The sequence below is a fragment of the Rossellomorea aquimaris genome, assembly GCF_020172085.1.
Classification (GTDB): domain Bacteria; phylum Bacillota; class Bacilli; order Bacillales; family Bacillaceae_B; genus Rossellomorea; species Rossellomorea aquimaris_E.
In genome coordinates this window covers 591,463-610,670 of record NZ_JAIVAT010000003.1, presented here as the reverse complement: position 1 = coordinate 610,670, position 19,208 = coordinate 591,463, and the positions used below count along the sequence as shown (strand labels likewise).

The 19,208-nt window shown below is 41.8% G+C and carries 20 protein-coding genes; 3 read left to right on the top strand and 17 right to left on the bottom strand.

Going from position 1 to position 19,208, the window contains the following annotated elements; translation table 11 throughout:
* Positions 1–31: 31 nt before the first annotated feature.
* On the bottom strand, positions 32–1,339 hold the full coding sequence (locus LCL96_RS03755; RefSeq protein WP_224940110.1) for a DEAD/DEAH box helicase: 1,308 nt from the start codon (positions 1,337–1,339) through the stop codon (positions 32–34).
* A 307-nt stretch (positions 1,340–1,646) separates the two neighbouring features.
* Here LCL96_RS03755 and LCL96_RS03750 point away from each other — a divergent pair, with 307 nt between their 5' ends.
* Both LCL96_RS03750 and LCL96_RS03745 read left to right on the top strand, forming a co-directional pair.
* Positions 1,647–2,357, top strand: a complete 711-nt coding sequence (locus tag LCL96_RS03750) for a YqfQ family protein (RefSeq protein ID WP_224940109.1) — start codon at positions 1,647–1,649, stop codon at positions 2,355–2,357.
* Positions 2,358–2,527: 170 nt separating this feature from the next.
* On the top strand, positions 2,528–3,484 hold the full coding sequence (locus LCL96_RS03745) for a 4-hydroxy-3-methylbut-2-enyl diphosphate reductase (protein WP_224940108.1): 957 nt from the start codon (positions 2,528–2,530) through the stop codon (positions 3,482–3,484).
* Positions 3,485–3,526: 42 nt separating this feature from the next.
* Here LCL96_RS03745 and LCL96_RS03740 read toward each other — a convergent pair whose 3' ends face one another.
* From LCL96_RS03740 to LCL96_RS03695, 10 genes are all read right to left on the bottom strand, one after another.
* A complete protein-coding gene (locus LCL96_RS03740) occupies positions 3,527–4,645 on the bottom strand; it encodes a Nif3-like dinuclear metal center hexameric protein (protein ID WP_224940107.1) in 1,119 nt (372 codons plus the stop codon).
* Positions 4,642–5,352 (bottom strand): tRNA (adenine(22)-N(1))-methyltransferase, encoded by a 711-nt coding sequence (locus tag LCL96_RS03735; protein WP_224940106.1) that lies wholly within the window; start codon positions 5,350–5,352, stop codon positions 4,642–4,644. Before LCL96_RS03735 ends, LCL96_RS03740 begins: the two co-directional genes overlap by 4 nt.
* A 116-nt stretch (positions 5,353–5,468) precedes the next feature.
* Entirely contained in the window at positions 5,469–5,843 is a 375-nt protein-coding gene (cccA, locus tag LCL96_RS03730; protein ID WP_224940105.1) for a cytochrome c550, read from the bottom strand.
* Positions 5,844–6,103: 260 nt separating this feature from the next.
* Positions 6,104–7,246, bottom strand: coding sequence for an acyl-CoA dehydrogenase (locus LCL96_RS03725; protein WP_224940104.1), 1,143 nt, complete (start codon positions 7,244–7,246; stop codon positions 6,104–6,106).
* A 168-nt stretch (positions 7,247–7,414) separates the two neighbouring features.
* Positions 7,415–7,954, bottom strand: coding sequence for a hypothetical protein (locus LCL96_RS03720; RefSeq protein WP_224940103.1), 540 nt, complete (start codon positions 7,952–7,954; stop codon positions 7,415–7,417).
* 119 nt (positions 7,955–8,073) lie between these two features.
* Entirely contained in the window at positions 8,074–9,204 is a 1,131-nt protein-coding gene (gene rpoD, locus LCL96_RS03715) for an RNA polymerase sigma factor RpoD (protein ID WP_219169630.1), read from the bottom strand.
* A gap of 33 nt (positions 9,205–9,237) precedes the next feature.
* Positions 9,238–11,049: a DNA primase gene (gene dnaG, locus LCL96_RS03710; RefSeq protein ID WP_224940102.1), complete on the bottom strand. Its 1,812-nt coding sequence runs from the start codon at positions 11,047–11,049 to the stop codon at positions 9,238–9,240.
* 46 nt (positions 11,050–11,095) lie between these two features.
* Entirely contained in the window at positions 11,096–11,566 is a 471-nt protein-coding gene (locus LCL96_RS03705) for a YaiI/YqxD family protein (protein ID WP_412103555.1), read from the bottom strand.
* A 315-nt stretch (positions 11,567–11,881) separates the two neighbouring features.
* Entirely contained in the window at positions 11,882–12,694 is an 813-nt protein-coding gene (locus LCL96_RS03700) for a pyruvate, water dikinase regulatory protein (protein WP_224941282.1), read from the bottom strand.
* 13 nt (positions 12,695–12,707) lie between these two features.
* The gene (locus LCL96_RS03695; RefSeq protein WP_224941281.1) at positions 12,708–13,334 is read right to left on the bottom strand and encodes a helix-turn-helix transcriptional regulator; all 627 of its coding nucleotides are present in this window, start codon (positions 13,332–13,334) and stop codon (positions 12,708–12,710) included.
* A 463-nt stretch (positions 13,335–13,797) separates the two neighbouring features.
* On the opposite strand from LCL96_RS03695, the gene LCL96_RS03690 reads away from it, so the two are divergent.
* Positions 13,798–15,171, top strand: a complete 1,374-nt coding sequence (locus LCL96_RS03690; RefSeq protein ID WP_224940101.1) for a glycine--tRNA ligase — start codon at positions 13,798–13,800, stop codon at positions 15,169–15,171.
* Between the two features lie 592 nt (positions 15,172–15,763).
* Here the strand turns inward: LCL96_RS03690 and recO are convergent.
* The 6 genes from recO to ybeY all read right to left on the bottom strand — a co-directional run bounded on the left by recO (position 15,764) and on the right by ybeY (position 19,206).
* Entirely contained in the window at positions 15,764–16,516 is a 753-nt protein-coding gene (gene recO / locus LCL96_RS03685) for a DNA repair protein RecO (protein WP_224940100.1), read from the bottom strand.
* 45 nt (positions 16,517–16,561) lie between these two features.
* Positions 16,562–16,705 (bottom strand): YqzL family protein, encoded by a 144-nt coding sequence (locus tag LCL96_RS03680; protein WP_224940099.1) that lies wholly within the window; start codon positions 16,703–16,705, stop codon positions 16,562–16,564.
* A gap of 106 nt (positions 16,706–16,811) precedes the next feature.
* Positions 16,812–17,732: a GTPase Era gene (gene era / locus LCL96_RS03675; RefSeq protein WP_224940098.1), complete on the bottom strand. Its 921-nt coding sequence runs from the start codon at positions 17,730–17,732 to the stop codon at positions 16,812–16,814.
* Positions 17,725–18,123 carry a cytidine deaminase gene (locus tag LCL96_RS03670; protein WP_224940097.1) on the bottom strand — a complete coding sequence of 133 codons (399 nt, stop codon included), beginning with the start codon at positions 18,121–18,123 and terminating at the stop codon, positions 17,725–17,727. The genes era and LCL96_RS03670 overlap by 8 nt, the downstream gene beginning before the upstream one ends.
* Before the next feature lie 242 nt (positions 18,124–18,365).
* Complete coding sequence (locus tag LCL96_RS03665) at positions 18,366–18,758, bottom strand: diacylglycerol kinase (RefSeq protein ID WP_224940096.1); 393 nt, start codon at positions 18,756–18,758, stop codon at positions 18,366–18,368.
* Positions 18,733–19,206, bottom strand: a complete 474-nt coding sequence (ybeY, locus tag LCL96_RS03660) for an rRNA maturation RNase YbeY (RefSeq protein ID WP_224940095.1) — start codon at positions 19,204–19,206, stop codon at positions 18,733–18,735. The genes LCL96_RS03665 and ybeY overlap by 26 nt, the downstream gene beginning before the upstream one ends.
* Positions 19,207–19,208: the final 2 nt, after the last annotated feature.

Genomic DNA, 19,208 nt, shown 5'->3' with positions numbered 1-19,208 from the left:
CCCTTATTGTATCGAATGTAAGTACAAACACTTACTTGTTTCTATTTTTTATTCTTCTTTCCCGCTTCTTGATTTGATCCATTTTGTATTTCATTTTCTTTTTATATCCCGGTTTTACGGCTTTTGGTTTACGGACCATTGACTTCGCTTTTTCGTCAATTTCATCAACGTTTGATTTTTGACGATTCTTACGTTTATTCAGGGCAGGCAGATCAGACCATTCACCTTTTTTGATATCACGATGAGAGAAGCTAACTCCCAGCTTCATCAAGCGATTCAGGGCATCTTCATCGGATGGTGTATAGATGGTATAAGCGATACCACTGTTCCCTGCACGCGCTGTACGGCCTGAACGGTGAATATAGAAGTCAAGATCTTGAGGGAGTTCAAAGTTAATGATGTGACTTACCCCTTCGATATCGATACCCCGCGCGGCAAGATCAGTCGCCACAATATATTGATAATCCAGGTTTCTTGTTTGTTTCATCATTTTTTTACGCTCACGGGGAGATAAATCACCATGAATCCGTCCAACCTTCAATCCTTTAGCGATCAGGGCATCAGCCACTTCATCCGCCTTTTGTTTCGTATTTGTGAACACAATCCCTAAATATGGATTGATCTCCACTAAAATATTATAGAGCAGATTTATTTTATCGCGGCTTTTCAGCGGTACGATCACATGTTCAATATTCTTTGCTGATAACTGTTCAGGCTCTACATGTGCATATTGAGGATTCTCCATATATTTTTTCAAGAAAGGCTTAAGCTTCTCAGGAATAGTGGCAGAGAAAACTAACATTTGAAGTTTCTCTGGCATCTTGGCCGCGATCTGATCCACATCTTCAATGAATCCCATATCAAGCATCAGATCCGCTTCATCGATGACAAGCAAGGCTGCGGTATGGACAAATAATGCCTGATCCTTTACAAGATCATTGATACGCCCTGGAGTTCCAACTACGATATGAGGCTGGTGTTTTAATTTCTCGATCGTTCTCTGCTTATCCGTCCCACCAATATAACAACGGGATACAATCTCACTGTCTTTAGTAATCTTAAGTATTTCCTGATAAATCTGTTGTGCCAATTCACGTGTAGGTGCAGTAATAACAGCCTGTACCTGTTCAGAAGCTGCATTTACCTTTTCAATGATCGGTAGCAGGTAGGAATGTGTCTTTCCCGTCCCTGTTTGTGATTGTCCGATCGCACTCTGTCCTTTTAAAATCAGAGGGATCATTTTTTTCTGGATTTCCGTTGGTTCATAAAAGCCCAACTCTTCTACAGCTTCATTGATAAAAGTCTGAAATCCAAATTGCTGGAATAGATTCTTCTTCATTGTGTACATCTCCTTTTATCTTACTATCCTTTTATTACGCTGTCATCGGGATGGATGCCTTAAGTCGTTCGCATCATCACCACAGATCTATATAAAAGTATCGGATCACTTTTTATTGAAAGTGATTTTTATTTTCACGTAAGCAAGCGTCATATTTAAAGAACATCTAACCATTATAATCAATTTTCACGAAAACTTCTAGGTCAACCTGATATTAATTCAGGTGATATTGTCACAATACCCTTTTTTCACCTATTGCATACTCTATAATGACAACGAATTTATTCAATGAAAGGAGGCTGTCATCATGCCGCCTAGAAGAGTGAGAAATCAAGGTCAGGATATGCGAAACCCTTTCGGAATGAGGCAGCGGCGGGGCAACGGCTTTGGAATGCAGCAGCCTGGCAGAAATAATTTTGGACAGGGACAGACACAACCCCCTCCGTTTCAATTTGGAAGGCAGAAACCTAATCAGGGCTTCAATATGGGAATGAATCAAAGAGGAAAGGGCCGGGGACAAGGCAAAGGGTTGTTGTCTAAGCTCCTTAAAAAAGGTGAGAATCGCGGTGCAGATGGAGGCGGCGGACTCCTGCAACAGTTTACCAGAGGTGATACTTCTGCTAATTCTACTGGGTTTGAACGATCTCCACAGGCAGCAGGTGGAATTATACAGACCCTCCTGAATCCCGGAAATGTAAATTCCTTTTTGTCCAACACACAACAGATGCTTCAGACGGCTCAACAGCTTGGCCCAATGTTTCAACAATACGGACCCATGGTCAAAAACATTCCGTCTTTGTGGAAGCTGTATCGGGGGTTAAAAGATATGCCAGCTGAAGATGCATCTGAAGAAAACACAGACGAAATTCAAAGCACAGAGGAAACTGGCATACCAGAAGCAGAAGCCCCTGTTAAGAAGAGAAAGAAAAAAAAGCCACGTGTTGAATTAGACGATGATGAAGAAATTAAAGATCAATCAGCTGCTCAATCGAGTTCAAAGCCAAAGCTCTATATTTAATAAGCCGAATCCCTAAGGGTAATGAATCGCCTGATAGGGATTATTTTTTTAGGACTAAGACCTGATTGATTCGTCCGAAAATCTTCCCAGTATATCGTACTCTTTGTCAGATAGCCCATTCTCCTTTATAATGAAATCAAAACCTTTTCTCAGTAGGAGGATATTCATAGATGGAAATTATTAAGATTACTCCGAGGGGCTATTGTTATGGTGTAGTAGATGCAATGGTCATTGCAAGAAATGCTGCACTGGACAAATCGCTTCCTCGTCCCATTTATATTTTAGGAATGATTGTCCACAACAAGCATGTAACCGATGCATTCGAGGAAGACGGGATCATCACCCTTGATGGAAGCAATCGAAAAGAAATCATAGAACAGGTAAACGAAGGGACCGTTATTTTCACTGCTCACGGGGTTTCTCCTGAAGTAAAGGAAATTGCCAAGCAAAAAGGCCTTGTCACCCTGGACGCAACCTGTCCCGATGTCACAAAGACACACGACCTGATCAGGGCCAAAGAGGCTGAAGGGTACGACGTGATCTATATCGGTAAGAAAGGACATCCCGAACCTGAAGGGGCTGTAGGTGTAGCACCTGAAATCGTTCATCTCGTTGAAACAGCGGAGGATGTTGAAAAGTTATCCATTGACAATGAAAAGATCATCGTGACCAACCAAACGACCATGAGTCAATGGGATGTACTCGATACAATGGACAAAGTGAAAGAAATGTACCCTCACGTTGAGCTGCACAAAGAGATTTGCCTTGCAACTCAAGTACGACAGGAAGCTGTGGCCGAGCAGGCCGGAGATGCTGACGTTCTTATTGTCGTAGGTGATCCAAAGAGCAATAACTCCAATCGTCTCGCTCAAGTATCAAAGGACATCGCAGGTACACCGGCTCATCGAATTTCAGACATTAGCGAGCTCGAGATTGACTGGATCAAAGACGCCAACATCGTAGCTGTTACGGCTGGCGCCTCCACTCCTACCCCTATCGTGAAGGAAGTCATCAAATTCCTTGAAGCATTTGATCCGGAAGATGATTCCACTTGGACAAGAGAGCGCAATGTTCCATTGAATAAAATACTCCCGAAAGTACGTAAAGCAAAAATGGGAACAAAATAAACATCAAAGACCCCTTACAAAAAAGTAAGGGGTCTTTCCATGTTACATATACGTAAAGGGGTTCGTTTCTGCTTTTGATGCAAAGATATTTACAACATATCCTTTTTCCGAGCATCGTTTCGCTAAATGAGCGGCCACTCCCTCTTTCATCACCTTCTCAATATGATGTCCAGCGTCCACTACATTCAGGCCCATCATCATGGCGTCATGTGCTGTATGATAGTAGATATCTCCGGAAACGAACACATCCGCGCCCTGTCTTTTGGCTTTTCCAATGAACTTATTTCCATCGCCGCCGAGTACGGCCACTTTCTTGACAGTCGCATTTCCGTCCCCAATCATTCTGATTCCATCCATGCCAAATGTTTTCTTTACCAACAAAGCAAAGTCCCGAAGTGTCACTTCCTCTGGTAAATACCCTATTCTGCCGAGCCCCAGGGCAGGCGATTCATTCTCAAGCGAATAAATATCATAGGCCACCTCTTCGTACGGATGATGGGTGAACATCGCTTTCAGTACTTTTCTCTCCAGGGAAACAGGATAAACGGTTTCCACCTTTTCTTCGGTCACTTCCTCAACCACACCCTGTAAACCTATGTGAGGGTTTGTTCCTTCTTCAGGGAGGAATCTCCCCTGCCCTTCGGTTGAGAAGCTGCAATGAGAATAATTCCCGATATGTCCGGCTCCCGCTTTCCCTAACGCCTCTCGCAGTTGCTCAGCATTTTCTTTTGGCACATACACTGCCAATTTCCGAATATCCTCTTGATACGTAGGAACGAGTACAGATGAATCCTGTAACTTCAGCATATCAGATAGCAGATCGTTCACTCCGCCTACTGCAACATCCAAATTGGTATGTGCAGCATACACAGCGATATCATGCTTGATTAATTTTTCAATCATACGGCCTTGATATGAGTCCGTATGAAGTGCTTTCAAAGGACGAAACAAAGGGGGATGATGGGCGATGATCAATTTGACGTTATTCTTAATCGCTTCATCAACGACGTTTTCAAGAACATCTAGGGTGATCATGACATTCTCTACCTTTTCATTAAGTCTTCCGATTTGAAGTCCGATGGGATCTCCCTCTTCTGCCAAATATTTAGGGGAGAATTCCTCGAAAAGCTGTATGATCTGATGACCGTTTACCGTTTTCATGAATGGATGACCTCCTCGACCATTTTGATCTTCCCGATGAGTTCACTTTTTCGGTCTTCTAGAGCTTCGGTTTTTTCTGCCTTCTCCATATTATTCAATATATTCTTCCATTGACGAAGTTCCTGATTCCACTTCTTAAGAAAAACCGGATTCTTTTCAATCATTAAAAATGGACCAAGCAATAGCTCTTTTTCAACTTCCCTGGAATAATGATTCCTTGGATCGCCTTTTTCCGCAACTAAAATTTCATAGAGCTTATCATCTTCTTCAAGGATTTCCTCTGCAATCAAATCCCATTCATTATCCATCAACCAGGTCCGAATGGATTTCGCACTCACATTGGGCTGGAGGATCAAACGTGGTTCATTCGTCAGTTTGTGCTTTCCTTCCTCAAGAATTGAAGCAATCAATGTTCCTCCCATTCCGGCAATCGTGATGCAATCCACTTCCCCCGGGGTAATGACTTCCAACCCGTTTCCTAATCTCACTTCTACTTCCTTTGTCAATTCAGCCTCTTCTACTTGTTTTTTTGCAGAAAGGTAAGGACCTTTCACCACTTCACCAGCGACGGCTGAAGAAGCAATGCCTTTGTTCACTGCATAACATGGAAGATAAGCATGATCTGACCCGATGTCCGCAATTCGAGATTGTTTTGGTATGTATGAGACCACTGCTTCAAGTCGTTTTGATAATTGTTGAATATTCATTTCATGTGTCACCTTTACTCATTTATTGGATTCATAGTATGGTACTCATTCTAACCAACTTTCCCCTATAAAAAAAGCCCTTTGTCTAAAGACAAAGAACCTTTTTCAATCATTCATTATTTAAGTGATTTGATCCAGTCTGCCATTGCATCAAGATTTTCATCTGCTACAAGACCAGCCGGCATGATGCCACCACCATTTTTGATTCTATCTTTGATCTCATCTTTCGATAGCTTCGTTCCTTTAAGAGCAGGACCGGCACCACCTTCATAGTTACCACCGTGACAAGATACACAAGACTCCTTGTACTTCGCTTCAGGATCGAACTCCCCGCTTGAAGGCTTTTCGCCTTCTTCACCAGCCATTTCGCCATGCTTTTCTTCCTTCGCTTTTTCATCGGCATTATTAAGGCCTTCAATCGATAAGAAGAAAACAAGACCAATCCCAAGAGCCATAATAAGTACGAATGGAATGATTGGATTACGATTCATGATTTTAACCTCCCTTATGTACACATCCAAAAAATAGTGCTCATTTCAACACTTTATATTTTACTGCAAAAACTGACAAAGTAAAAGTACTATCAATTAACTTTTCCATCTTTCTCACAAATTAGACACATTTCCTGTTATTTTCCTGCAACGGGGATCGACATTCTTACTTGCACACCTTGAAAAAGGATAGAGATAGGAGCTCTATCAGCCTTCAGGGGACCAATAGAGCTCCTTCCATTACCCATATAGGAATACCCCTATTGACACCCGATCAACCTTGAAATGACCATCCTCTGAACCTCTGATGTCCCTTCTCCGATCTCAAGAAGCTTCGCATCACGTAGGTAACGCTCCACATGGTATTCTTTCATATAACCGTATCCGCCATGAATTTGAATGGCTTCGTCTGCCACTTCCATACTGATTTCAGAAGCGTATAACTTACACATGGAGGCCTCTTTAGAAAACGGTCTTCCCTGATCTTTCAGCCAGGCTGCTTTATGCACCATATTCCTGGCAAGCTCAATCTTCATAGCCATGTCAGCAAGTTTAAATTGTGTGACTTGGAATTGTGATAACGTTTTACCGAATTGTTTTCTTTCCTTAGAGTATTGGAGTGCCTTGTCAAATGCAGCCTGAGCGACACCGACAGCCATCGCCCCAATGCCGATCCTGCCCCCATCCAGGGTAACAAGGAACTGCTTGAAGCCTTCCCCTTGTTTCCCTAATAGATTTTCTTTCGGCACTTCTACGTCTTCAAGCACAAGCTCTGTTGTATTGGAAGAATGAAGTCCCATTTTTTCATAATTATCAATGACCTTAAATCCATTTGCTTTCGTAGGTACGATGATGGCACTGATCTCTTTATTTCCGTTATTTCTGCCAGTAATCGCCGTTAACGCGAGATGATTCGCATAACTTGCATTGGTAATATAGCATTTATTACCATTTATAACCCAATGATCCCCTTTATCTTCAGCAGTGGTCTGAGTTCCGCCTGCATCTGACCCGGCATTGGGTTCAGTCAGACCGAATGCACCAAATGATTCCCCAGTACATATCGGTGTCAGATAATCCCTTTTCTGCTCGTGTGTGCCAAATAAATTAATTGGGGCTCCCCCGAGTGATATATGGGCAGAGTACGTGATCCCCGTAGAAGCGCATGCTCGGCTAAGCTCTTCCGTTACGATGGCGAAACTTACCGTATCTGCACCTGCTCCACCATATTCCTCCGGAAAGGGAAGTCCCATCATTCCCAGGTCTGAAAGTTTTTTGAAAATTTCTTTAGGGAATTCCTTTGTACGGTCCCGGTCCAATGCACCAGGTGCCACTTCTTCTTCAGCGAATTCCCTGATAGTCTTTTTAATCATTGCCTGCTCTTGTGTTAAGTCGAAATTCATCCTTTATCCCCCTTGTCTAACTTTGATGACTGAAAGCCCTAGACTTCTTCGATTGAATAATAGCGCTTCCAAGCATAGCCATACATTTCTATGAATACGCTCTCATTCCTATTATAAAAGGGAATAGTGAATTTTCTCAACTTTAAAAAACTTTTTAATTTTCAGAAGTTATAGTAATATATAAATAAAAACAAACATGGCTCCTATGGATCCTGCTATGGAAAAATAGTTCAATTTCCACTTCAACCCTGCTCCGACCCAGATAAAACAGTTTAGAAACAAGGTAAAGTATAATGCCAAAGAGCTCCCATTAAATACCATACCCGATATATCTACAGATGCCAGCAAAAAGATGCAGCCGGCAACAGTGTAAAGAAGCATAGGAGATAATTGTTTCTTAGTATAATAAATTCCTACTCCGATTAATAATCCGACAAAACCTGTCAAAATCGCTGTTTGCAAAACGATTGACAATTCAGTAAAATAAATGACAAATAATGAAATTACTAACGCACAAATTGATATCAATAAGTCCTTAAACATATTTTTTCTACGGGAAATTACCGGCTTTTTTTCATCAATCTCTGTTCCACCTGTATATAATGCAAGAAGATAGTCACAATACTGTTCCGGGAGCAGTTTGGTTTGCTTCCAGAATTGAATTTCCCTGATGATCATTTCTGTCTTCGAATTCTTTATTTCTTTCACATTTGTCACACCTTTTGTAGTTCAATCCTATAGCTGTATTCGGCAAATGCTTGTAAAATCCCTTTAAATCGCACAAAAAAAACTACCCCTATTCACTATAGAGGCAGTAAAAGGAAATTCTATTCTAAAAAGTCTTTCAATCGCTTGCTTCTGCTCGGATGACGCAACTTCCTCAAGGCTTTCGCTTCGATTTGACGGATACGTTCGCGGGTAACACCAAACACCTTACCTACTTCTTCAAGTGTACGGGTTCTACCGTCATCGAGTCCAAAGCGCAACCTGAGCACATTCTCTTCACGGTCTGTAAGAGTGTCCAGGACATCTTCAAGCTGTTCTTTCAAGAGTTCATAAGCAGCATGTTCTGAAGGGGATTGAGCTTCTGCATCCTCAATGAAGTCTCCAAGGTGAGAGTCATCTTCTTCTCCAATTGGAGTCTCAAGGGAAACAGGTTCCTGAGCAATCTTAAGTATTTCACGGACTTTTTCAGGTGTCAGGTCCATTTCTTCAGCAATTTCCTCCGGTGCTGGTTCACGCCCCAGATCCTGAAGTAATTGTCTTTGTACCCGAATCAGTTTATTGATGGTTTCAACCATATGAACCGGAATACGGATCGTTCTTGCCTGATCAGCAATCGCACGGGTAATAGCTTGACGAATCCACCATGTAGCATACGTACTAAATTTGTACCCTTTACGGTAATCAAATTTCTCCACTGCTTTGATGAGACCCATATTTCCTTCTTGGATAAGATCTAAAAACAGCATACCTCGCCCAACATAGCGTTTTGCGATACTGACTACCAGACGCAGATTCGCTTCGGCAAGACGTCGTTTTGCTTCCTCATCACCATCTTCAATTCTTTTGGCAAGATTGATTTCTTCCTCTGCGGATAATAAATCGACTCTCCCGATTTCTTTCAGGTACATACGGACCGGATCATTTATTTTAACGCCGGGAGGAACGCTGAGATCATTAAGATTAAACTCTTCTTCCTCTTCTTTCTCTAACTCCGTGGCACCCGGATCATCATCTTCGTCGTTTTCATTCACGATTTCTACACCTTGTTCACCTAAGTGTTCGTAGAACTCATCCATTTGATCCGAGTCCAATTCGAACCCTGATAATTTATCGGCAATATCTTCGTAAGTGAGGACTCCTCTTTTCTTACCTTGGTTAACTAAAAATTCTTTCACCTGATCAACTGTTAATTCTGACGCTATTTGCTTGGAACGCGCTGACTTTTCAGCCATTTGTTCCCCTCCTTCCAACTTCCTTATAACACTTTATAGAGACTTACGTAGCTGTAAGATTTCCATCGCTATTTGTGCTTCTTGCCTGTAATCCTTTAATCTTTCTGCTTCTTTTCTTTCCAATTCTTTTTCCTTTATTCTCAACATCTTTTGATGTTTTAACACCTGATTTACATAATCCGCTAATTCCTGATCCGTACTTTCTTCGCTAATGGACATCATTTCGATATCCGTCACGATCCTTCTGAGCCGTTCATCAGGCAGATACCCGATAAACGCACTGGCACTTGGAGGCAGACCTTCTTCATAATATCCCAATAAATAAGTAATAATAGCCTGGTGCTCATCAATATTTAGGTTCGTACCTGCAAGCCACTCCTGGACCTTGTAAGCAATGTTCGGATCCTTCAACATGTAGGCAATCAACCTTCGTTCAGCGGTTTGGTAGGCTGGCAGCAATTTAGACTGTGTTTTCGGTTTGAAATCCCCTTGCATACCGACCTGTTTAGGGGGGTTAGACACGCGTGTTTCCGTCCCCTGAAATTCTGATAGCTGTTGTTGAAGAGCCTCTAAGGATATGTCGAACTCATCGGCTAAATACCTTAAATAATAATCCTTTTCAACCGCTTTACTTAATTGGGTAATTTCCTTAAGTATGTCTTCTATATACTTAAGCCGATCTCCTTCATCATTTAGGTTTTTATTTAGCTTATAGTACCGGAGCTTAAATGCCATGAACGTCAAGCTTGCCCCTATTACATCCTGTTGAAATTTGGCTGAACCATATTTTGAGATGTAGTCATCAGGGTCTAGCTGCTCGGGTATTGTGGCCACGCGGATGTCCAGCTGATGCTTGTGAAGAAGCTTCCCGGCCCTGAACGCGGCTTCGACTCCGGCAGAGTCACCATCATAGCAAATGACGATGGAATCCGTCAGCCGTTTTAACAGTCCGATTTGCTGTTCCGTCAAGGAGGTACCCATAGTGGCTACTCCGTTTTCCACCCCGGCTTCGCTTGCTGAAATCACGTCAGCGAATCCTTCAAATAATATCGCCTGCTGTTTTCTTCTGATCATGGACCTGGAACCGTGATAATGATAAAGGATGCTGCTTTTATTAAATATCTTTGTTTCAGGACTGTTTAAGTATTTTGGTTCGTCATCCGCGGAAATGGTCCTCCCGGAAAAAGCAACGGTATTGCCTTTCGAATCGACGATAGGAAACATGATTCTTCCCCTGAAACGATCGAGGAAGGAATCGTCCCTTTCCCTTCTTACAAGTAAGCCGGCCGCTTCCATCAGCTCAAGGGAGTAGCCCCGCTTCTCTAAAAACTTAACCGTAAAATCCCAACTAGGGAGGGACCATCCAATTTGGAATTTCGTGATGCTTTCCGTAGTAAATCCTCTTGCCAATAAATATTCCAGTGCTTCCTGGCCTTCCTTTGTATTTAGAAGAAGATGATGGTAAAATTTACTTAATAATCCATGAGCTTCCATCATTTGCTTCTCATCTTCCTGAGGAGGATGAGAGTGATCTGCTGATGGGGCTTGAATCGAAATCTCTTCGCCTACTTTTGATCCAAGCTTTTGGGCCGCTTCTTGGAAGCTGAGACCATCGACGTCCATGAGAAACGTAAACGCATTTCCTCCTGCTCCACATCCAAAGCAGTGAAAGATCTGTTTGTCGGGAGAAACAGAAAAAGATGGAGTATTCTCTCCATGAAACGGACATAAACCAAAATAATTTCGGCCCTGCTTTTTCAATTGAACATAGTCACTGACAACATCCACAATATCAGTTGACGATAAAATTTTATTTAACTTATCTTCAGGGATTCTTTCAGACATACTTTATCACCTGTTTTATTAACCCTCTTAATCCATTCTGTATTGATTACGATTTTCCTGCAATTCCCGACAAGATTTTATCAAAGGAGATACAGAATGTTTCTCTGTCTTCATTTGTAAAAGGCTTGGGACCTTTACCATAGTTGCCTTTTCTGCGTTCTTTTGCAGCAACATACCGATAATCAAGAGCCGTCACAATACTCTCTTCCCTGTAGGCTTTTCCCCTGGGAGAGATGGCATAAACTTTTTTCGGTAAGACAAGACTGGCAAGACCAATGTCCTGGGTTACCAGAACATCCATTTCCTTTACATGATTCATGATGTACAAATCGGCCGCTTCTTTCGAACTATCCACATATACCCATTCACCTTGATCTGGTGTGTTCTTTCTGTGTGCGTGGGAAGCAACAAAAATGACTCTGAATCCATATCCACTTGATATTTTTATGATTTCCTGTTTTACCGGGCATGCATCTGCATCAACATAAACGGCAGGGGTATGTTCGCTATTACTAATTATTCTACATCACTCCGTATTTTCCTTCTCTCTTTAGGAACTTTCCTAGAGATTTGATTAAAATTGTCGAATGATAATTCAGACGAGACTTGACATATCACAATAATTAGTTTATTCCTTAAGAGTTTAGTCTAAACCTATTTTAAATATTTTTATCACAATTTTTTATTATAGTATAATCGGACAAGTTTGACCACTATAAAAACTCAATTCTTTTGAGGTTTTTGGAGTTGTACTTTCATTCATTAAAAAAGATGATTCCCCATTTGCGTGCAGGAACCATCTTTTTTCTGTTTACGATACAATGCCAACTCATTAATCGTTTGTATTGTGATAGATATTCGTGATGACATTGGCTGTTTCTTCAACTGCTTTATTCGTTACGTCGATGACATGACATCCGATTCGATCTGCAATTTTCTCAAAATATTCAAGCTCATTTTCGATTCGCTTAATATTCGCGTAGCTTGCCTGATCATTCAATCCAAGAGATTTCAGTCTTTCTCGGCGAATGGTATTCAATTTCTCAGGACTGATCTTGAGACCGAAGCATTTCTTCGGCGAGACCATAAATAACTCCTCCGGAGGATCGACTTCCGGTACTAGCGGAACATTCGCCACTTTGATCCTCTTCAATGCAAGGTATTGTGACAGAGGCGTCTTCGAAGTCCTTGACACTCCCACAAGTACGATGTCCGCTCTCAGAATCCCACGGGGATCACGCCCATCGTCGTACTTGACGGCGAATTCGATGGCTTCCACCTTCTTAAAGTAATCATCATCAAGCTTCCTGACCGTCCCTGGTTCAAATAATGGTTCCTTTTGATAGGAAGATTGATATTTGTCCATTAACGGACCAATGATATCAAATGCATACAGCTCTTCCTTTTCAGATTGTTCTTTAATGTACGCACGCATATCCGGCTTGACAAGGGTATAGACAATCAATCCCTGGTTCAGTTTCGCCAGGGAAATCACTTCATCAATATGTTCCAGGTCTTCTACATACGGAAAGCGCTTGATGACCGTATTGGAACCATTGAATTGGCTTATCGCTGCTTTTGTGACTAATTCGGCAGTTTCTCCCACCGAGTCGGATACAACATAGATGATCGGTTCTTTCACGATCGTTCACCACCTTCTAATATTCATCCGCCAACGCTACAAAGGCTTTTGTAATATTGGTCTTTGTAATTCTTCCAATGACTTCTAAATCACCATTTTCCGTTTTCTTTACGACCGGGACAGAGTCAATTTGTTTATGAATCAAATCTTTCGCCACTCCGATCAGCTGGTCATCTTTTTCACACACTGTGATATTAGGCATTCTCGTCATAATGATATTCACCGGCAGAGTGCTAAGTTCCTGCTTTCCAATACTTGCTCTTAGAAGATCCTTACGGGACAGGACTCCCACTAAGTATGTATTGGCATCCACAACAAACAACGTACCCACATCTTCCAGAAACATGGTCACGATCGCATCATACACGGAAACATTTTCATTTACCACGACGGGAATCGATTGATAATCCTTCACGTATATTTTGTTTAGGTTTTCCGTCAGCAGCTGGGTTCCCGTTTTACCAGTATAGAAATATCCCACCCTCGGACGCGCATCCAAGTATCCTGCCATGGTCAAAATGGCCAGGTCTGGCCTGAGAGTCGCTCTTGTTAAGTTTAATTGATCTGCTATTTGTTCACCAGTGATAGGCCCATTGTCTTTCACTATTTGTAAAATATGTTCTTGACGCTTATTAAGTTCGATTGTAACTCACCACCTATCGGTCAAACGATTTATGTTATACTTTATATGAAATATTATATACTATTCAAGCAAAATGAAAAGAGCATATTATCATCGATTTGTGACAACCTATAGTTAAATTTCACTTAACAAAGAGTATCTTTTTTTCATCAAAACTTCAAATCTTTTCTCTTCCATCGATCAGCAGTTGTTTTTATTTCTTTATCATGATAAAATGTCTTCATCTTACAACCAATATCATGCTATGAAGGATCAATAAGTACTTGCGCACCAAAAGCGACTGGGGACAGTGAAAGCCCAGATTGCAGGGAAACGGAAATCCGGAGCTATTTACCAATGAAAAGTGGATATGCACATGCATATCAACTAGGGTGGAACCGCGAGTATTAAGCTCGTCCCTAGGCCTCATGGGCCTTGGGACGAGCTTTTTTATTTACATAAATAATGAAAAGGAGTGACTTTTATGTCAATGGAACAAATCGTCAACTTAGCAAAGCATCGGGGATTTGTCTTCCCGGGTTCTGAAATCTACGGAGGACTTGCGAACACATGGGATTACGGTCCGCTAGGTGTAGAACTGAAAAATAATATTAAAAAAGCCTGGTGGAAGAAATTCGTTCAGGAATCGCCTTATAACGTCGGTCTTGATGCAAGCATCCTGATGAATCCACAAACCTGGGTCGCTTCCGGTCACGTAGGAAACTTTAATGACCCTATGATCGACTGTAAGCAATGTAAAACACGCCACCGCGCAGACAAAATCATTGAAAATGCACTTGAGGAAAAAGGCATTGAAATGATCGTGGATGGTCTTTCTTTCGAAAAAATGGAAGAAATCATCAAGGAACATGATATTGCATGCCCTGATTGCGGCGGCCACGATTTCACTGATATCCGTCAATTCGACTTAATGTTCAAAACCCATCAAGGTGTAACGGAATCTTCTACTAACGAAATCTATTTACGTCCTGAAACCGCGCAAGGTATCTTTGTCAACTTCAAAAATGTCCAGCGCTCCATGCGTAAGAAAATGCCATTCGGTATTGCGCAAGTAGGAAAAAGCTTCCGTAATGAAATTACGCCTGGAAACTTTACATTCAGAACGCGTGAATTCGAACAGATGGAGCTGGAATTCTTCTGTAAGCCTGGTGAAGACCTGGAGTGGTTCTCTTACTGGCGTGAATTCTGTAAAAACTGGTTATTGAACCTTGGAATGAGCGAAGATAACATGAGATTACGCGATCATGATCAGGATGAATTATCCCATTACAGTAATGCCACAACGGATATCGAATACAAATTCCCGTTTGGTTGGGGTGAACTATGGGGCGTGGCAGATCGAACTGATTTTGACCTGAAGCGTCATATGGAACATTCAAACGAGGATTTCCACTACATGGATCCACAAACGAATGAAAAATATGTACCTTACTGCATCGAGCCTTCACTAGGGGCAGACCGCGTGACCCTTGCATTCCTGTGTGATGCATACGAAGAAGAAGAGCTTGAGAATGATTCACGTACAGTGTTACGCTTCCATCCGGCACTGGCTCCGTTTAAAGCGGCTGTCCTGCCACTGTCCAAAAAGCTTTCTGACGATGCGTTCAAAGTGTACGAAGAACTGTCACAGGATCTTATGATCGACTTTGACGAAACGGCATCAATCGGTAAACGCTACCGCCGTCAAGACGAAATCGGCACACCTTTCTGTATCACATTTGACTTTGACTCAGTCGAAGACGGCCAAGTAACCGTACGCGACCGCGACACGATGGATCAAGTCAGAATGCCGATCAGTGAAGTGAAGGCGTTCTTGCAGGAGAAAATTAAGTTTTAATATCTAAAGCGGAGGCGGCTCGTTTAGCCCCGACAAGCATATCTGGAAAATCCCTGAAGGCGTTTTTTGCCTTTGGGGATTTTTTAGATATGACCTCGAGGGGCTAGCCGCCGGAGCTGGAAGACACCTAAAGCGGAGGCGGCTCGTTCAGAGGCGACAAGCATAACTATAAAATCCCTGATGGAGCTATTTGCGCCTTCAGGGATTTTTTGTTAGATCTTTTTAAAAAATAAATGTTTTTAGAGTTTTTCTGAGTTATTTTTGTCCAAGGGGAATTTAAGGTCTTCTCCTGCCCTATTCTATTACCATTTACAACTTGTTTACCTACTTATGTGGGATGTAACTACATTGGCCAAGAATAATTGGGCCACTATTCACATTTATTGGGCCAGTTTAGCGATGTATTGAGCCACTTTCCACATTTATTGGGCCATCTTTATGATTTTCCGCTCCAAATTGTGAACAAGCTGAACATCCCTTTCAACCGCTTATCCAACAAATTCACATTCATGACTAACCGCTAACAAATTCAAAAAAACAGGCCCATTCACAAGTGAATGGGCCTTTCTATATCACAAGAAGCATCCGTAAACTAGAATAAGTCCTTCAGGTTATCCATCTGGTCTAGAAACCTCCTGGATTTTAACATCAGACCTGAATTTTCATCGTAATAAGTCCTGATTACCCGTTTCAATTGACGTTTTGTTTCATCTTTCACCGATATATTCCCTAACCGATTAATATCAAAATAATAAAATAACCGGAGAAGTTTTACAGTCCCCTGTGATATCGGCAGATGATGAGGATCTTCACTTAAACAACGATGACAGATGAATCCATTTTCTTTAAACGAAAAGGCGAATTCACCGTCGGTCTCACCGCAAACGGCACATCCATTTAAATGAGGATACAACCCTAATACAGGGAGCATCTTCATTTCAAAAATGTGCATAAGGATTTCCGGATCATAGTCTTCATTGAGGTAGTGAAGAGTCTTGTAAAGCAATTCAAACAGGAAGGGATTCGGTTTCCGGTCTTCAGTCGACTTATCCAGGAGGTCGACGATGTATGTGGCGTATGCCGTTTTATACAGATCCTCCCTCACATGCCTCAGCGACTCAGCCATCTCTCCCTGTTGCAGGGTACCTAGTCCACTTCCCTTGATAAAAAGGAAATAACCATATGTAAATAATTGCGAAATGGCGGATAGACGGCTATTAGGTTTCTTGGCCCCTCTAGCCATCAATCCAATCTTTCCGAATTCCCGTGTGTATATGGTAACAATTTTGTTCGACTCACCGTAATGATTTGTTCGGATGACAATCCCTTCACATTTCTGCAGCATACAGCCACCTCCCGCTTTCAATCCTCCCGGGTGATGACAAACTTATCACGTTAAAGGGAAATCTAATTCTGCCGTTTCTTCTTCAAGGCTGTAAGAATCTTCAAACGTTTCCTTCTCAAGTTCCTTAAAAAGGAGATAGGTATCTATACTTCCCGTTTGCGAAAAAAATTTCCATGTTAAGTCTAACATAAAAAACCCACCTTTCTGGATTTAAACTAGCAAGACTTCATAAGCTTTCTTGTGATTAGAATGAGCATTTTCTCTCTAAAACATGTGGCCTAAATATTGTTAATTATCAATATTCGTCGTCGCTGAAGCCAAAGTCACGAAGATTGGCAGATCGATTTCTCCAATCCTTCTGCACCTTCACCCATAATTCCAGATAAACCTTCGTTCCCAACAGATTCTCAATGTCTACACGTGAGCGTTTACCGACTTCTTTGAGCATGGAACCCTGTTTGCCGATGACAATCCCTTTTTGGGAGTCCCTTTCCACAATGATGGTGGCGATGACATCAATAAGATCCTTTTCTTGCTTTTTCTCCATCTTATCAATGACAACCGCAATACTGTGTGGAATTTCTTCCCTTGTCAGGTGAAGGACCTTTTCACGGATCAGTTCAGAAACGATAAATCGTTCCGGATGATCCGTAATCTGATCGGCAGGATAAAATTGTGGACCTTCCGGTAATTGGTCCTTCAGTAATTGAAGGAGCTGCTCCACATTGTTTCCTTCCAATGCAGAAATAGGAACGGTTGCAGCAAACGGAAACAGGTCGTTGTATTGTTGGATCATCGGTAACAGCGCATCAGGATGAATCTGGTCTATCTTATTAAGGATTAAGAAGACCGGTGTTTTTACACCTTTCAGCTTCTCTATGATGAAGTGATCACCTTTTCCAAGACCCTCTTCCACATTCACCATGAACAAGATGACGTCCACTTCTTTTAAAGTGTTCTGAGCAATCTTCATCATGAAGTCTCCGAGTTTATGTTTCGGTTTGTGAATTCCAGGAGTATCGATGAATATCATTTGAGCATCATCTGTTGTGTAAACTCCTTGAACTTTGTTTCGTGTCGTTTGGGGCTTATCGCTCATAATGGCGATCTTTTGACCGATGACCCGGTTCAGGAAAGTGGATTTCCCGACGTTAGGTCGTCCGATAATGGAAATAAACCCTGATTTGTATTCTGTATTACTGCCTATATTACTCATGTAAATCCTCCGGTGAAAAAGCTCCTGGTAACAAATCTCCAACGGTTAACTCTTGTACATCGCCTTTAAGATTCGTCAGGACGACTTTCATTTCTTTCGGACATAGCTCTGAAATGACCTGTCGACATGCTCCACAAGGCGGAACAGGTCTAGCCGTGTCTGCCACAACAGCAATCATAGAGTAGTCTGTGTCGCCATCTGAATAAGCCTTGAATAAAGCAGTCCGTTCAGCACAGTTACACATACTGTAGGCTGCGTTCTCAATATTACATCCGTGATAGACTTTACCATCCTTCGACAGAAGAGCCGCTCCCACCTTGAACTTACTATAAGGTACGTATGCTTTTTCCCTCGCTAGTTTAGCTTCTTGTATCAATTGTTCTGCATTCATTAAATTAACTCTCCTTTTAACCCTTACACATTTATTTTACTACATTTTAAATAAAAGAAAATGGGCTGTTATCATTTTGTAATAAAATAGTTAGATAATTCAAACTATTTATTGATATTGTGCTTTGCTCCACTTATTTTATACAAGTATAAGAACGTTTTCAAATGAATTAAGGGCTTCAGACAAGAAATCGACCGATTTCTTGTCTGAAGCCCTTAATTTATAGCCATTTATCCTTCTTTTTAAAGAATCATATCCAACAGTTTCGGAAGAAATATGATGATCCCTACAATCGCTGTACAAATCGCGAAGAGAAGGACGGCAGCTGATGCAAGATCTTTCGCGGCTTTTGCCAGGGGATGAAATTCTTTAACGGAAAGGTCGACTGCCTTCTCGATTGCGGTATTCATCGTTTCAAGAGCCAGGACCGTAAAGACCAAAATGATCAATATAATCCATTCCATGACGGATACAGAAAGAATGTAGGCAAGCAAGAAAACGACGATCCCTACGCAAGAATGAATCCTGAAATTCTGTTCCGTTCGCCAAACGGACTTCATTCCATCCGCTGCATAGCCAAAGGATTTAAAGAACCTGAACAGACCGAACTTAGTCTCTTTTGAGTCCATATTCATCTAGAATGTCCTTTTGTCTCTTGAACATCTTTTTTTCCTCTTCTTCCTCCATATGGTCATACCCCAGTAAGTGAAGGAATCCGTGAAGGGCAAGAAAACCAAGTTCACGGGAGACGGAATGATTGTATTCTTCAGCCTGCTCTTTCGTCCGGTCAATGGAAATGATGATATCACCAAGGATGCGGGGAATCCCTTCTCCTACAATTTCAACTTCATCTTCCCCCAACTCCTCGAGGGCGAATGAGATCACATCTGTCGCCTGATCCTTATTCCGATATTCACGGTTGATTTCCTGTATCCGATCGTTCGTCACGAACGTCACGGAAACTTCGCTTTCCTTCTCGACCCCTTCTTGATCTGCAGCAAAGTTCAGGATACTTTGAACCAGTTGTGTTTGTTCCTCTGTAAGTGTTTCTGTTTCATCAATAAAGTCGATCAATAATGTCATGC